General features: G+C 63.2%; 12 protein-coding genes and 2 pseudogenes. 3 read left to right on the top strand and 11 right to left on the bottom strand.

The genetic code is table 11. The features are described from left to right. Positions 1-87 precede the first annotated feature (87 nt). A complete protein-coding gene (locus J2R78_RS29385; RefSeq protein ID WP_253607780.1) occupies positions 88-2,049 on the top strand; it encodes an acyltransferase family protein in 1,962 nt (653 codons plus the stop codon). 161 nt (positions 2,050-2,210) lie between these two features. Here J2R78_RS29385 and J2R78_RS29380 read toward each other — a convergent pair. Together J2R78_RS29380 and J2R78_RS29375 are read right to left on the bottom strand one after the other, a co-directional pair. Next, positions 2,211-3,091: pseudogene (locus tag J2R78_RS29380) on the bottom strand (IS66 family transposase); the annotation flags it as partial. 13 nt (positions 3,092-3,104) lie between these two features. Next, positions 3,105-3,353 carry a hypothetical protein gene (locus J2R78_RS29375; RefSeq protein WP_253607779.1) on the bottom strand — a complete coding sequence of 83 codons (249 nt, stop codon included), beginning with the start codon at positions 3,351-3,353 and terminating at the stop codon, positions 3,105-3,107. A gap of 120 nt (positions 3,354-3,473) precedes the next feature. On the opposite strand from J2R78_RS29375, the pseudogene J2R78_RS29370 reads away from it, so the two are divergent. Beyond that, a pseudogene (locus J2R78_RS29370) lies at positions 3,474-3,901 on the top strand (IS21 family transposase); the annotation flags it as partial. Between the two features lie 225 nt (positions 3,902-4,126). Here the strand turns inward: J2R78_RS29370 and J2R78_RS29365 are convergent. The 9 genes from J2R78_RS29365 to J2R78_RS29325 form a co-directional block, all read right to left on the bottom strand. Next, positions 4,127-5,644 (bottom strand): tripartite tricarboxylate transporter permease, encoded by a 1,518-nt coding sequence (locus J2R78_RS29365; RefSeq protein ID WP_253607778.1) that lies wholly within the window; start codon positions 5,642-5,644, stop codon positions 4,127-4,129. Between the two features lie 16 nt (positions 5,645-5,660). Next, positions 5,661-6,203, bottom strand: coding sequence for a tripartite tricarboxylate transporter TctB family protein (locus J2R78_RS29360; RefSeq protein WP_229158109.1), 543 nt, complete (start codon positions 6,201-6,203; stop codon positions 5,661-5,663). Between the two features lie 76 nt (positions 6,204-6,279). Beyond that, on the bottom strand, positions 6,280-7,380 hold the full coding sequence (mtnA, locus tag J2R78_RS29355) for an S-methyl-5-thioribose-1-phosphate isomerase (protein WP_253607777.1): 1,101 nt from the start codon (positions 7,378-7,380) through the stop codon (positions 6,280-6,282). 40 nt (positions 7,381-7,420) lie between these two features. Beyond that, positions 7,421-8,296 (bottom strand): S-methyl-5'-thioadenosine phosphorylase, encoded by an 876-nt coding sequence (locus J2R78_RS29350; protein ID WP_253607776.1) that lies wholly within the window; start codon positions 8,294-8,296, stop codon positions 7,421-7,423. A gap of 250 nt (positions 8,297-8,546) precedes the next feature. Beyond that, on the bottom strand, positions 8,547-9,524 hold the full coding sequence (locus tag J2R78_RS29345) for a Bug family tripartite tricarboxylate transporter substrate binding protein (protein ID WP_375167140.1): 978 nt from the start codon (positions 9,522-9,524) through the stop codon (positions 8,547-8,549). A gap of 253 nt (positions 9,525-9,777) precedes the next feature. Continuing rightward, positions 9,778-10,575, bottom strand: coding sequence for an enoyl-CoA hydratase/isomerase family protein (locus J2R78_RS29340; protein WP_253607775.1), 798 nt, complete (start codon positions 10,573-10,575; stop codon positions 9,778-9,780). A gap of 47 nt (positions 10,576-10,622) precedes the next feature. Beyond that, positions 10,623-11,816 (bottom strand): alanine--glyoxylate aminotransferase family protein, encoded by a 1,194-nt coding sequence (locus J2R78_RS29335; RefSeq protein ID WP_253607774.1) that lies wholly within the window; start codon positions 11,814-11,816, stop codon positions 10,623-10,625. A gap of 128 nt (positions 11,817-11,944) precedes the next feature. Beyond that, entirely contained in the window at positions 11,945-13,228 is a 1,284-nt protein-coding gene (locus tag J2R78_RS29330) for an MFS transporter (RefSeq protein WP_253607773.1), read from the bottom strand. A 45-nt stretch (positions 13,229-13,273) separates the two neighbouring features. Then, positions 13,274-14,476: an alanine--glyoxylate aminotransferase family protein gene (locus J2R78_RS29325; RefSeq protein WP_225647022.1), complete on the bottom strand. Its 1,203-nt coding sequence runs from the start codon at positions 14,474-14,476 to the stop codon at positions 13,274-13,276. A 132-nt stretch (positions 14,477-14,608) separates the two neighbouring features. On the opposite strand from J2R78_RS29325, the gene J2R78_RS29320 reads away from it, so the two are divergent. Then, the gene (locus tag J2R78_RS29320) at positions 14,609-15,361 is read left to right on the top strand and encodes a GntR family transcriptional regulator (protein ID WP_253607772.1); all 753 of its coding nucleotides are present in this window, start codon (positions 14,609-14,611) and stop codon (positions 15,359-15,361) included. Positions 15,362-15,475: the final 114 nt, after the last annotated feature.

Here is a 15,475-nt window from a genome sequence, read left to right as displayed (position 1 = left end):
TGTCTTAGTGGTCACGCTCAGCGCTTGCTCGGGCGGGTTGTGCCGAGTAAGTTGCCGCACCCAGTTAGGAACGGGCGGGCACTAATCTTGAAATACCGCGCTGACATCGATGGCTTGCGATCCATCGCCGTACTGTCTGTGTTGGCCTTCCATTACAATTTAGCTCTGGCGGGCGGCTTTACTGGCGTCGATGTTTTCTTCGTAATCAGCGGGTTCCTGATAACGCAGCAACTCGCTGGCGAGATCGCAAACGGCACCTTCTCTATCCTTAACTTCTACGACCGTCGCATTCGACGCATTGTGCCCGCGTTGGTTGTAGTTTTGTTGACCGTCTTATTGCTCGGCAAGTTCCTGCTGTTGCCCGGCGACTACAAATCGATGGCAGCGAGCGCGGCATACGCAGCATTCGGCGCCTCGAATTTCTTTTTCCAGTCGAACACCAGCTATTTCGACCAAACTTCCGACCTGATGCCGCTCCTGCACACATGGTCGCTCGGCGTCGAGGAGCAATTCTATCTGGCTTGGCCATTGCTCCTGGCTCTCCTCGCCGCGGGCCGAAAGCAAATCGACCTCGCCGCCATCGTCGCTTCCGCTGTCGTGATCGGTTTCGGCGCAAGCCTGCTCTGGCTCGACGCGGATCCCAAGGGCGCCTTCTACATCGTGCTGCCGCGGGCGTGGGAACTCGGACTCGGCGCACTCTTGGTGTTCCTGCCGCCTTTGTCGCGACGGCTCGGCGCCGCGGCTATCGCGGCTGGCCTCGCGTCGATTGGCGCGGGCTTCGTCTTCGTCAGCGCGAGCGCATTCCCCGGCACGGCCGCACTCTACCCCTGCGTCGGCGCCGCGCTCGTAATCTGGCCGCGCCGGGACGAACCAAGGTTCAGCCATTGGCTCGGCAAGCTGCGCCCGATCGGGCTGATTTCCTACAGCCTGTATCTCTGGCACTGGCCGGTGTGGGTGTTGTTCCGCCACTACATCAACAATGCAGAGCCCAGCCGCCTTGAGGCGGTCGTGCTCGCAGCCGTCTCGATCGCCCTGGCAGTGCTGTCATTCCGCTTCGTTGAGAAGCCCTTCCGACAAGGCCGTTGGTTGCCGACGCGAACGGTGCAGGCCGGCCTCGCGGCCGGAATGACTGTCTTTTGCCTCGGAATGTATGTGAACAGCACCGATGGACTTCCGGAGCGTATTCCGCCGGCCGTCTATTCGATGCGCAGCCTCGACGCGATGTGGGAGTGGCCGTGCCCTAAATACGAACAATTGGCCGAGCTCAATAGCCAATACTGCTCGTTCGGACATCCGTGGACCACCGCTAAATCAAAAGCCCTTCTTTGGGGGGATAGCCACGCTGGCCATTTAGCCCCTCTAGTCCAAGTGGCTGCGCGACCTGACCAAGGAGTTCTCCTCTATACCAACTGCCCAGCCTCTTTCGGGGGCCGCGCGCAGCGACTTCAGTTCGACGGAGTACCGAATTTTGCCGAGTATTGCACTGATCAGCGGAAGCGCGCCGTTCAGTTGTTACGAGACGATCTTTCTATCGACACGGTGATCCTGGCAGCCTCTTGGAGCCCTATGCCAAATCAGGTTATCGGCGATACCAAGCTGAGCCCGAGCGCACGCATTGCCCTCGTCGCGGCAGGAATCGAGGACTTAATAAACGATACATCGATCCCAGGACGCCGTTTCGTTTTGGTCGGCAGCGTCCCGCAGTTCGACAAAGACCCCGTTCCTTGCGCCGTAAACAACCTGCTAGGCCTCATGCGCCGGCCGTGCAGCGCAGACAAAGTGACGATCGAACACCTGAGGACATTCACGCTGCCTACCGACGCCATGCTGAGAGATATCGCGGCGCGGCATCCCAATGTGACGGCCCTGATACCTAGAGATACATTATGCGCCCCCACTTGCCTGACCTATCTCGATGGCGAGTTTCTTTACCGTGACATTTCACACATCAGACGCAACCTGAACGAAAGCACCCGTCGAGATCTGGCAACCACCATCGGGCTTCAGTCGGCAATGAATGCGCAGATTAGCTCCGCAAGCCGGGACTAGATATAACCCCAAGCATGCCAACAAACCGCATCCATAGACGCTCCCGCGTTATTGATCTGGAAACCCGTTGTCGAAATTGACGCAGCATTGATCGGCACCGCGGTTCCACCGTACGCATCCGGCCAGCACCCCGGGCAGTCGCGCCGGTCTGCCGCGGCGCCTCAGGCAGTAGCCGCTTTGGACTGTTGGGTCGCCTTCCAATTCCACGGGAGCAGGTCGGCGACTCTGTTGACGGGGTGATCTGGAAGCCTGGCCAACACGTCAGCGAGCCAGGCTTGCGGATCAACGTCGTTCATCTTGCAGGTTTCGATCAGGGTATAGACAGCGGCGGCACGATTGCCGCAGCATCTGAACCGGCGAAGGTCCAATTTCGTCTTCCGACAGCCACACCGCGTAACGCTCGTTCGGCAGCGTTGTTCGAGAGGCAGATGCGGCCATCGTCCAGGAAGCGGGTGAACGCCGCCCAGCGGTTGAGCAGGTAGTTGATCGCCTTTGCAGTATCGTTGCCTGATGAGAGCAAGGTTCGCTGCTGGCGCATCCAGATTTCGGGATCGGCGACGATCGGCCTCGACTTATCACGACGTGCCGCAAGCCGCTGTTCCGGCGTTTGGCCGTTGATGGTGCGCTCGATCTCGAACAGGATATCGATGCGCCGCACCGCCTCGCTGGCAATCGGCGCCTCTCCAGATTTCGCCAGGTCGAAGAACTTTCTGCGGCCGTGGCTCCAACACGCCGCTTCAAGGATCGGAGCCGGCTTCCTTTGGGCCTTGTAGAGCTGGTTATATCCATCAAAGGCGTCGGCCTGCATAAGGCCGACGTAGCCGGCAAGATGGCTTTGCGGATGCTCTCCAGCCCGGTTGCGTGAGTAGTAGAACAAGGCCGCCGGCGGATCCGTGCCGCCAAACGGCCGGTCATCGCGAACATAAGTCCAGATCCGGCCGGTAACCGTCTTAAGCTTGGCCAGTACCGGCACCGTCGGGTGAGTAGGCCGGAGGGATTTCACCTCCAGCCTCTCGCAGAACCGGGCGTGAGACTCTCGCCTCACCCGGCTCCCATCAGGCAAGCTTTCCGCCATCGCCGAGCTGCCAATGCACAAAGAGCCTGCGCTTCTCACGCGCGATCTTCTCCAGGAAGAGACGCGCGCGCCCTAAACGGTGATGGAAGCGCTTGTACTTTCGCTTCAGCCAAATAGCTAACGTCTGGTTGATGTAGCGTGCCAAAGGATAAAGCGCTGAGCGCGTGTATCCCATAATAAGCGATCCACCTGTCGCGCGGCGATCAGGATGGAAGAGCGCGTCAATCAAGGAGAGAGAGTTTCGCCGGGCTCGTGACGTAGGGAGGGCGTAGCCCGACCGGAGTTACGAGCCCGGCGTCGGCGCGATCCACGAGGGACCGCGCCGATTGGTGATCGCGGCCGGCAGGTTATGCAAGTGGTTCTTCCGCCAAGAGGAATCACTCGCTTGCCCGGCCGACACATCACAGATCACCAAATGAGGCTCTACATGAAGTACCGTCAGACCGATAGCCCGCCAGTGGCGGCGGCCAAGGCGTCGTTCAGTGCGTCGACCGGTTATCGGATCGAGAGAGATCCCGACGTCCATCGCAAAAGAAAGCTCCTCGCGGCCGACGTCGGCCGGATCCGTTGAGCGAGGTGTTCGAGACCGAGATCGTCCCGATCCTGAAGTCGGCACCTGGCTTACGCCCGGTGGCGGTCTTCGAGGAGATGCTCCGACGTCATCCGGATCTCGGCACCGGTATCCGTCGCACCCTGGAGCGTCGGATCCGCGCCTGGCGGGCGATCCACGGCGAGGAGCAGGAGGTGATCTTCCGCCAAACCCACGAGCCTGGCCAATAATTCATACAGGAGATGAGTTATGTTTCGTGTGGGGCAGAAGGTGGTTCGGTTTAGTGGTGGCCCAGGCTGCGTCATCACCAACCATCTGAGCAGGAAGGACTATACGTATCCACAGCTTGTCTGGCCGGCATCGCGCAGCGGCAACATTTGGAACCAATGACGAGGCGCCTGGATAAGACTATGGCGACATAAGAGAACTGGGACACTGATCTAATTCAGTTCTCATGGTGTCTCCGTTTTTCTCCGCTGCCTCCAACTGACACAGCCGACCAAACCATCGATCAAGGGCCAAAACAGCAGCACGATTGCCAACGTCGTGATCGAGCCGACCAGTCCGTTCGACCAGAACACCTTCATGTCGCCGCCGGAGCCGATCATCGAAAGGCGGAACGCATCCTCGGCGCGGTTGCCGAGCACCAATGCGAGGGTGAACGGCGCGAGCGGGATCCCGATCTTCTTGAAGACATAGCCGACGACGCCGAAGCCCAGCATCAGCCAGATATCGAACATCGCATTCTGGATCGCATAGGCGCCGATCGCGCAGGACACCACGATCATCGGCGCTACGGCCGCGAACGGCACGCGCAGGATCGAAGCGAAGATCGGCACCGTGGTCAGCACCAGCACCAGGCCGACGACATTGCCGAGATACATCGAGGCGATCAGGCCCCAGACGAAATCCTTGTGCTCGACGAACAGCAGCGGCCCCGGGTTGAGGCCCCACACCATCAGGCCGCCGAGCAGGATCGCAGCCGTTCCCGAGCCGGGAATGCCGAGCGCCAGCATCGGCAACAGCGCCGAGGTGCCCGAGGCATGCGCGGCGGTCTCCGGCGCGAATACGCCCTCGATCCGGCCCTTGCCAAAGCTCTCCTGATCCTTGGCGAAGCGCTTGGCGAGGTTGTAGCCCATGAAGGAGGCGGCGATCGCGCCGCCCGGCGTGATGCCGAGCCAGCAGCCGATCACCGACGAGCGCAGCAGCGTCACCCAGTATTTCGGCAGGTCCTTCCACACCGAGAGCACGACGCGCAGGCTGATGCCGGCGGCATGTCCGCGCAGCGCGAGGCGCTCCTCCATCGTAAGCAGGATCTCGCTGATGCCGAACAGGCCGATGACCGCGACGAGGAAGTTGATGCCGCGCAAGAGCTCCGCGGAGCCGAACGTCATGCGCAGCTGCCCGGACACCGTATCCATGCCGACGCCGGCGAGCAGCAGCCCGAGCGACATCGAGATGACCGTCTTGTGCTTGGCCTCGCGGCCGAGGCCGACGAAGGAACAGAAGGTCAGGAGATAGACGGCGAAGAATTCCGGCGGGCCGAACCTCAGCGCAAACGACGAGATCATCGGCGCCAGGAAGGTGATCAGCAGCACCGCGACCAGCGAACCGACGAAGGAGGAGGTGAACGCCGCGGTGAGCGCTTCGGCCGCTCTGCCCTGCTGCGCCATCGGATAGCCGTCGAAGGTGGTCGCGACCGACCAGGCTTCGCCCGGGATGTTGAACAGGATCGAGGTGATGGCGCCGCCGAACAGCGCACCCCAGTAGATGCACGAAAGCATCACGATGGCGGACGTCGGATCCATCGTGAAGGTCAGCGGAAGCAGGATCGCGACGCCGTTGGGGCCGCCAAGCCCGGGCAGCACGCCGACGAAGATGCCGAGCACCAGTCCGACCGTCATCAACAGCAGCGTCTTCCACGTCAAAAGGACGGCAAAGCCGTGCAGCAGGAGACCGAAAGCTTCCATGGTTCGACTCGGTTCGCTAGCGGCCGAGAGCCGCTTCGAGCGGCCCCTTCGGCATGATGACGTCGAACGCGACGTCGAACGTTATGAACATCGCGGCGGTGAAGACGAAGGCGGTCAGCAGCGACTTCCACAGCGCGATCTTGCCGACGAGGCGCATGAAGCCTGCGATCAAGAGAAAGCTCGCGACGTAGAGGCCGAGATATTGGGTGGCGAGGCAGAACAGCAATGTCGGCACGAACACCGCCATCACCCGGCGAAGCTGGGCCCGGGTGACAAAGGTCTCGGCGGCTTCCCGGCGCGAAAGAAAGGCGGCGCCGAGACCATAAAGGCTCGCACCGCCGAGGATGACCGAGAGGTAGAACGGAAAATAGCCCGGCTGCGGCCCGGTCGAGTCCCACGACGCACCGGTGCGCCAATTGTCCCAGCCGAGCACCACGGCGAGCGCAAGCAAGAGCAGCGACACGACGACGTCGACGACGCCGGTGCTGACGACCGCCGGCGAGTTATCTTCAGGTGCGGTCGGATCGTCGACGACGATCTCAAGTTCGGTATTGGACATGGATGAGACGGTCTGGGTTGCGAGGGCAACGATTGGGATAGCGTGCTGATGCAACCACCGTCAATGCAGCCTTCAGTTAAACGGTGGAACGTTCGGGAAAGGCGCTCGCAAGTGCAGCACGCTCCGGCTTGAGAACGCCGCGCTCGGTGATCAATCCGGTCACCAGCCGCGCCGGCGTCACGTCGAAGCCGAAATTGGCCACCGACGAGCCGTCCGGCACCACGCGCACGGTCTCGATCCGGCCGTCCGCCGTGCGTCCCGTGAGGTGCGTCACCTCGTCGGCCGCGCGCTGCTCGATCGGAATCTGCCTGACACCGTCATCGATACTAAAGTCGATGGTCGGCGACGGCAGCGCAACATAGAACGGCACGCTGTTGTCGTGGGCCGCGAGCGCTTTCAGATAGGTGCCGATCTTGTTGCAGACGTCGCCGTTGGCAGCGACGCGATCGGTCCCGACGATCGCGAGATCGACCATGCGATGCTGCATCAGGTGGCCGCCGGTGTTGTCGGGGATCACGGTGTGCGGCACGCCGTGGTGCCCGAGTTCCCAGGCGGTGAGCGAAGCGCCCTGATTGCGCGGCCGGGTCTCGTCGACCCAGACATGGACCGGAATGCCGCGATCGTGCGCCTGGTAGATCGGCGATGTCGCCGTTCCCCAATCCACGGTTGCAAGCCAGCCGGCGTTGCAATGCGTCAGGACGTTCACCACCCCGCCCGGCTTCTTGGTCGCGGCGATCGTCTCGATCAGGCCGAACCCGTGACGGCCGATCTCGCGGTTGATCTCGACATCCTCATCGGCGATCTCGCGCGCGCGGGCATAGGCCGCCTCGGCGCGGGCCGAAGCCGCGAGCGGCGCCAGCGCGCGCTGCATCTCGTCAACGGCCCATTTCAGATTGACCGCGGTCGGCCGGGTCGCAAGCAGCATCTTGCCGGCGCGCTCGAGCGCCGCATCGGAGGCATCGGCGCGCATCGCAAGCGCCATGCCATAGGCTGCGGTCGCGCCGATCAGCGGCGCGCCGCGGACCAGCATCGAGCGGATCGCCTCGCCGGCCTCGTCCGCGGTGGTGAGTTTGGCGACGATGAATTCATGCGGCAGCCGGCGCTGATCGATCGCTCCGACCGACCAGCCGTCGGGCTCGAGCCAGATGCTGCGAAAATGTCGACCATCGACTTTCATGTCCTACGTCCTTCGCGTCGCGCGCTCCTGGAGGACTTCTTCACGACCGTAGCACCCGCCCGGCGACGGCATCGAGCTTGGCCAGCAGCTGCGGATCGCGGGCCGCGGGCGCCGTGATCAGCGCGGTATCCAGCGCCCGATCCGAACCGACCGGGCACGGCTCGTGCTCGCGCGGGAAATCCCGCGCCAGCCGCGCGACCAGCGCCTTTGCTTTCTCGGCGTTCGAATTCAGCACACGGATGATATCCTGCACCGTCACGGCATCATGCGCCGGATGCCAGCAATCGAAATCGGTGACCATCGCCACGCTGGCGTAGCAGATCTCGGCCTCGCGGGCGAGCTTGGCTTCCGGCATGTTGGTCATGCCGATCACCGAATAGCCCTGCGCCTTGTAGGTCAGGCTTTCGGCGAGCGAGGAGAACTGCGGCCCCTCCATGCAGAGGTAGGTGCCGCCGCGGGCGAAGGCGATGGCTTCGGCTTCGGCCGCGGCGGCGACGTGCCTCGCCAGCAACGGCGACACCGGATGCGCCATCGAAACATGCGCGACGCAGCCCTTGCCGAAGAACGAGCTCTCGCGCTTGTGGGTGCGATCGACGAACTGGTCGACCAATACAAACGTGCCCGGCGGCAGCTCTTCCTTGAACGAGCCGCATGCGGACAGCGCGACGAGGTCGGTGACGCCTGCCCGCTTCAGCACATCGACATTGGCGCGATAGTTGATGTCGGACGGCGACAGCGCGTGTCCATGGCCGTGCCGCGGCAGGAACACGATCGGCAGCCCCGCCATCTCGCCGCGTCGGAGCGGCGCGGACGGCTCGCCCCAAGGGCTTGTGATCGCCTCCTCGCGGACATGTTCCAGGCCCGGCAGGTCGTAGATGCCGGATCCACCGATGATCCCCAACACAGCTTTGGTCATGATCGCTCCTCACGGCCCCGCAACGGCGCCGGAGGGATGACCCAGCCCGATCGGGCTCGCCGGACGTTCGGCCATACTGCGGCGCAGTAATCACTGCGCCGCAGCCGCTTGCAAGGCAATTCCAAGCTAACAGGAAAGCAGCCGGCCCAGGCACCCGAAGGGTGAACCCGGAATCTCGCGATTTCCCCGATGCGCAATTGCGCATCTGAGGTTCGCTGCTTCGCATCGCCCCGGAATGACGGCGAATCCGCTATTTTGCGACGAACCCTGCCGCATTCATCAGCGAGGCATTCTGCTTGTCGTCATCCTCGAGGAACTCGACCATGTCCTTGCCGGTGAGGAAGATCGGCTTCAGTGCCTGCTTCTCCATGTAGTCCTTGTATTCAGCCGTCTGCGTCACCTTCTGGAACAGGTCGACATAGAACGCCTGCTGCTCCTGCGTGACCTTGCCCGGCAGGAACATCGCGCGCAGCATCAGATACTGCACGTCGAGCCCCTCTTCCTTGCAGGTCGGGATGTCGTTCCAGGATTGCGTGTCGGTGACCTTGCTCTTGTAGGAGATGCGCTCCTTGTCGAACACGCAGAGCGCGCGAACCTGTCCGGCGCGCCAGACTTCGAGGTTCTCGCTGGGATTGTTGACGTTGGACTCGGTGTGGCCGCCGACCAGCTGGGTCGCGGCCTCGCCGCCGGACTTGTACGGCAGGTAGGAGAATTTTGCGCCGGTCTTCTGCTCCATGAACACGGTCAGCACGTGATCCTCACGCTTGGAGCCGGTGCCGCCCATCTTGAACGGCGCACTGGCCGCCTTGGCGGCAGCGATGAAATCCTTCACGGTCTTCGGACCGGAGGCGTTGTCCCACAGCACGAACTGGTCGAGCGCGATCACCGACACCGGGGTGAGGTCGCGCCAGTTGAACGGAATCTTGGCCGACAGCGGCAGCATGTAGATCAGCGAATAGGCGATCAGCACCTTGTTGGGATCACCCTCGCTGGACTTCATGTACATCAGCGCTTCGGCACCCGACGCACCGCCCTTCAGCGACACCACCATCGGCTGCTTCATCAGATTGTTCTTCTGGATCGCCGCCTGCATCATGCGCGCCATCTGGTCTGAGGCGCCGCCGGCACCGGCCGCGACCACGATTTCGACCGGCTTGCTCGGCTCCCAGCCGGCAAAGGCCGGCGTGCTCAGCAAGAGGGCCGCGATTGCAGCCGTGGTTTTTACAATCTGTCCCACGTGTTTCTTCCCTATCTATTTGTTCGGCTTGGTAAAACCTGCGAGGTGCCGGGCTCGCGTCATTGTGCCGAGAATGAAGGTGAGTTCAAGCCGCGAACTGCCGCATGGCCTATGACTTTGGAATGAGGTGGGGACGCTCAGGACCAACAATCAAAACAGCGCGGAGTCTGTCTCGGGCCCATGCTTTCTGACAACGGGGATCAATGCGAAAAGCGCGCTTTCCGCCAGGAATCCAGGACGACCGTTACTTGCCTTTGAAGTTGGGCGCGCGCTTGTTGAGGAAGGCGTCCATGCCCTCGCGGAAATCCTCGCTCATATAGGCGCGCAGGATCAGGTCCTCGCCCTCCTCGCGCGACAACGTGCGGCGGATGCGGCGGACCGCTTCCTTGGTCACTTCGAGCGTGATCGGCGCGTGGCCTGCGACGAGCTTCGCCGTCTCGTTGGCGCGGCGCTGCAACGTCTCCACATCGGGGACGACTTCATTCAACAGCCCGAGCGCCAGCGCTTCCGGCGCCTCGACGAGGCGCGCCTTGAAGATCAGATCCTTGGTCCGCGCCGGACCGATCAGCGACACCAGCCGCGAGATGTTGGACATCGAGAGGCAGTTGCCGAGCGTGCGCGCGATCGGGAAGCCGATCCGCGTCGCCTCAGTGCCGATCCGGATATCGCAGCAGGCGGCGATGCCGGCGCCACCGCCGGTGCAGGCGCCGGCGATCGCCGCGATCACAGGCACACGGCACTGCTCGAGCGTTCCCAGCACGCGATCGATCCGCGCCTCGTAGTCGAGCGCATCCTGCGCCGTCTTGAACGCGCGGAACTGCGAGATGTCGGTGCCCGAGGCGAACGCCTTGTCGCCGGCGCCGGTCATGATCAGCGCCTTGATGGAGTGATCCTGATTGATGTTCTCGCAGATCGCCGCCATCTGCTCGTACATTGCAAAGGTCAGCGCATTGCGCGCCTGCGGGCGGTTGAACGTGATGCGTGCGATCCCGTCCTCGACGGAATAGATCAGGTCTTCGGTCGAAGTGACGGACGCGTTCATGTCTCGCTCCTTCTGTTGTTTGCGTTTCGATTTCAGGCGACAGCCTTTTAAGCGACAGCCTTCGACTGCGCGGCGTCGCGGCCCTTCAGGACCTCCATCGCCGCCAGCACGCCGCCGCCGCGATGCGGCACCTTGGCCAGATCGAGGCCCATCTCGACGCCGGACAGCGTGCCCATCAGCATCAGGTCGTTGAAATGGCCGATATGGCCGATCCGGAACACCTTGCCCTTGACCTTGTTGAGACCGGTGCCGAGCGACATGTCGAAATTCTCCAGCACGACCTTGCGGAAGTGGTCGGCGTCGTGGCCGTCGGGCACCCGCACCGCGGTCAGCGCCGGCGAGTGTGCGCCCTGCTCCTGGCACTGCGTCTCGAGGCCCCAGACCTTGATCGCCGCGCGGGTCGCCTCGCTGTGGCGCTTGTGGCGGGCGAAGACGTTCTCGAGGCCCTCTTCCTCCAGCATCTTCACGGCCTCGCGCAGGCCGAACAGGAGGTTGGTCGCAGGCGTATAGGGCCAGGTGCCGGCCTTGTTGATGTTGATGACTTCCTGCCAATCCCAATAGGAGCGCATGCCCGGATTGGCCTTGGCCACGGCGAGCGCCTTCTCCGACACGGCGTTGAAGCCGAGGCCGGGCGGCAGCATCAGCCCCTTCTGGGAGCCGGCGATGGAGACATCGATGCCCCAGGCGTCATGCTCATATTCCAGCGAGCCGAGGCCGGAGATGGTGTCGACCATCAAGAGCGCCGGATGCTTCAGCGTGTCGAGGATCTTGCGGACGTCGCGCGGATAGGTGACGCAGGCGGTCGAGGTCTCGTTATGGACCACGCAGACCGCCTTGATCTTGTGCGCCTTGTCGGCGGACAGCCTGGCCTCGATCTGCTCGAGGTCGGCGCCGTGGCGCCAGTCGCCCGCGATGAAATCGACGTCGAGCTTGAACTTGTCGGCAATGCCATGCCACAGCACCGCGAACTGGCCGGTCTCGCACATCAGGACCTTGTCGCCGGGCTGCAGCGTGTTGACGATCGCAGCCTCCCAGGCGCCGGTCCCCGACGACGGGTAGATGATCACGGGCTGCTTGGTGCGGAACACACGCTGCATCGCAGAAAGCACGGCGAAACCGATCTCGGCAAACTCGGGACCGCGATGGTCCATGGTCGGCATATCCATGGCCCGCAGCACCCGGTCCGGCACGTTGGTCGGTCCCGGAATCTGCAGAAAATGCCTTCCAGTATGCACGGTCATGAGCGTCTTTCCCGGTCTCGTCTTGGTCGTGGTGAGCCGCTCGCATATCACTATTCGCCGGGTTTGTCCTAGGCCCGGCGGGGGTCCGTCATGCATATCTGACGGCGCTCCGCCGGGCCGGCAGCGCCTCATTCGGCGGCTACCACCTTGCCCGGCACCACCGATTCGTTCGTCTCCTCGAACGGCCTTTCGGGACGCATCAGAAACGCCGAGAAGCCGCCGACCAGCAGCAGTCCCATCGACATCAGGAACGGCAGGTACCAGTTTCCGGTGGCGTCGATGACGAAGCCGGCGACCAGCGGCGAGACGATGGCCGCGAAAGCCGAGCCGGTGTTCATGATCCCGGCGGCGGTGCCGGAATATTTCGCCGCGATGTCCATCGGGATCGACCACATCGGCCCGATCACGAGTTCGGCGCAGAAGAAGCCGGCCGACAGGCAGAGCGCCACCACCGTGATGTCGTGGACGAACAGGATCGGCATCAGCGACAGCAGCGCGCCGGCGAAGCCCACGACCGTCACGCTGAGTCGTGCCAGCCGTACATTGCCGGTGCGCTCGAGAATGCGATCGGAGATGACGCCGCCGATGCTGTCCCCGACGACGCCGGCAAAGAACACGCCGGATGCGAACAGCGCCGAGTTCTTCAGATCAAGGCTGTAGTTGTTTTTGAAGAACAGCGGCAGCCAGTTGAGATAGAGCCACAGGCACCAGCCGTAGCAGAAATAGGTCAGCGTCACCGGCCACATCCGCTGCAGCAGCGGTCCCCACGGCACCTTCGGCCGCTCGCCTTTCGGCCGCGGCGGCAAGGTCGCAAGCTCGGCCGCGGTGATCGAGCCATGGTCCCGCGGCTCGTTGCGGAAGTACCAGACCCACGCAACGCCCCAGATCAGACTGACAAAGCCAAGCACGACGAACGCGCCGCGCCAGGTCAGCCAGAGGATCAGCAGCGCGACCACCGGCGGAGTGATGGCATTGCCGAGCCGCGCGAATGAATGCGTCAGGCCTTGCGCGAAACCGCGGCGGTTCGCCGGCGTCCAGTACTGCATCGCGCGCGTCGCGGTCGGAAACGTCGCGCCTTCGCCGAACCCCAGCGCGAAACGCGCGACGAACAGCGCGGCAAGGCCATGGACAAAGCCGGTCATGATGGTCGCCGCGGCCCAGATCATGCCGCACCAGAACAAGGTCTGGCGCGGCCCGAAGCGATCGCCGACCCAGCCGCCGATCACCTGGAACAGCAGGTATGGATAGGCAAAGGCCGAGAACACCAGGCCGAGTTCGGTGTTGGACAGGCCGAGCTCCTTCTGGATCTCGCCGGCCGCGGTGCCGATGTTCACCCGGTCCACATAGGTGATGAAATACATCACGCAGAGCATGGCCAACACGACATGGGTGGCCTTGAACCGAAGCCTCATATCCCCTCCCCCGCGATTTTTTTGAGTTTGTTGAGGCGCTGGCTGCTAGGTGCCGACGACTTTCAGATGCGGCGGTGTATTGCGCTGGTCGCGCTGTTCGAGAAGCTTCATCGCCGCCTCGACGCCGCCCGAGCGGTGCGGCACACCGGCGACCGACAATCCCATCTCGACTCCGGTCAGCGCGCCAAGCAGCGTCAGCTCGTTGCACTCGCCGAGATGACCGATGCGGAACACCTTGCCTGCGACCTTCGACAGGCCGGCACCGAGCGACATGTTGAAATTGTCGAGCACGACCTTGCGGAACTGATCGGCATCATGTCCGGGCGGCATCATCACCGCGGTCAGCACCGGCGAGAATTCCGAGGGCTCCTGGCACAGCACCTCGAGCCCCCACTGATTGACGGCGGCGCGCGTGGCGGCGGCCAGCCGCAGATGGCGGGCGAACACGTTGTCGAGCCCCTCCTCCAGCAACATCGCGATCGCCTCGCGCAGCCCGTAGAGCAGATTCGTCGCCGGCGTATAGGGGAAGAAGCCCTTGGCGTTCGGCTTCAGCATTTCCTCCCAGTCGAAATAAGAGCGCGGCATCTTATTGGTGCGCGACGCGGCGCGCGCCTTCTCCGAGATGGCGTTGAAGCCAAGGCCGGGCGGCAGCATGAAGCCCTTCTGCGAGCAGCTGACGCTGACGTCGACCTTCCACTCGTCGTGCCGGTAATCGACCGAGCCGAGTGAGGAAATGGTGTCGACCATCAGGAGCGCCGGATGCGCGGTGCGGTCGATGGCAGTACGGATGTCCGCGATCCGGCTGGTCGCACCGGTCGAGGTCTCGTTGTGGACGACCATCACCGCCTTGATGCTGTGCGCGGTGTCGGCGGCAAGCCTTGCTTCGATCTGGGCGGGGTCCGCGCCGCGGCGCCAGTCGCCGGGTATGAAATCCACCTCGATGCCGAAGCGGCCGGCCATCTGCCGCCACAGTGTGGCGAAGTGGCCGGTCTCGACCATCAGGACCGTGTCGCCCGGCGACAGGGTGTTGACGATCGCGGCCTCCCAGGCGCCGGTCCCGGACGACGGGAAGATCACCACCGGCCCTTTGGTCTGAAACACCTTCTGGCTGCCCTCGAGCACGGCACGGCCGAGCGCGGCGAATTCGGCGCTGCGGTGGTCGATGACCGGCATATCCATCGCCCGAAGGATGCGATCTGGGACCGGGCTTGGCCCTGGAATCTGCAGAAAATGGCGCCCTTGATGCATGAGAACCTCCCAATCGCCGGATTTCGGCCCCTCGGCGATCTATTCTGCATTCATTTTTTGTCTTTTCAATCGAATTTTGGTATTCGATTGAGAGCATCGACGCGACCGCGCCGGCAAATTATTGTTCAGAATATGAAATCCGCGATTCCCGAAGCCGGGGTTCCAATCAGCCCGCCAGCCGCCGGCAATGGCAGCGACCGCCAGGAGGCCTCGCTTCACGGCGAGATCCTGCTGCGGCTCCGCGACTATGTGGTGGAAGGCAACATTCCCGAGGGCGCCCGCGTTCCAGAGCGGCAGCTCTGCGAGATGCTGGGGATCTCAAGGACGCCGCTGCGCGAAGCGCTCAAGGTGCTGGCTGCCGAGGGCCTGATCGAGCTCTTGCCCAACCGCGGCGCGCGGGTGCGCCGGCTCAGCCCGCGCGACCTCGAGGAATTGTTCGACGTCATGGCCGGGCTCGAGAGCCTCGCCGGACGACTGGCATGCGAGATCATCACCGACGAAGAAATCGTCGCGATCGAGCGGCTGCATTACGAGATGTACGGCCATTATCTGCACCGCGACATGCACGGCTATTTCCAGACCAACCAGCAAATCCACGAGAGCATCGTTGCGGCCGCGCGCAACGAGACGCTGAAGGCGACCTATGCCAACTTCGCCGGCCGGATCCGCCGCGTCCGCTATTCCGCCAATTTCGCCCGCAAGCGGCAGCGTTGGGCCGAGGCGATGCGCGAGCACGAGGCGATCCTCGATGCGCTGCGCCGACGCGCGGCAAGCGAGCTCAGCGACATCCTGTTCCAGCACCTGCGCAACAAGCGCGCCGCCGCCATCGATCACCTCGCGGAGGGGCCGGACAGCGGCCTGGAGACGACGCCCCAGAACGACTAAAGGGGCCAGCTCAAGGATGGTTGGAGGGCAGCCATCCTTGCCCATTATGAATTCATAATGTAATTCTCACGTCGAGAGAATGCATAATCCATGAGCAATCACCGTGGCGTCATG

It is taken from the genome of Bradyrhizobium sp. USDA 4538, assembly GCF_024171045.1.
GTDB lineage: Bacteria > Pseudomonadota > Alphaproteobacteria > Rhizobiales > Xanthobacteraceae > Bradyrhizobium > Bradyrhizobium australafricanum.
This window is presented reverse-complemented; position numbering and strand designations above follow the sequence as displayed.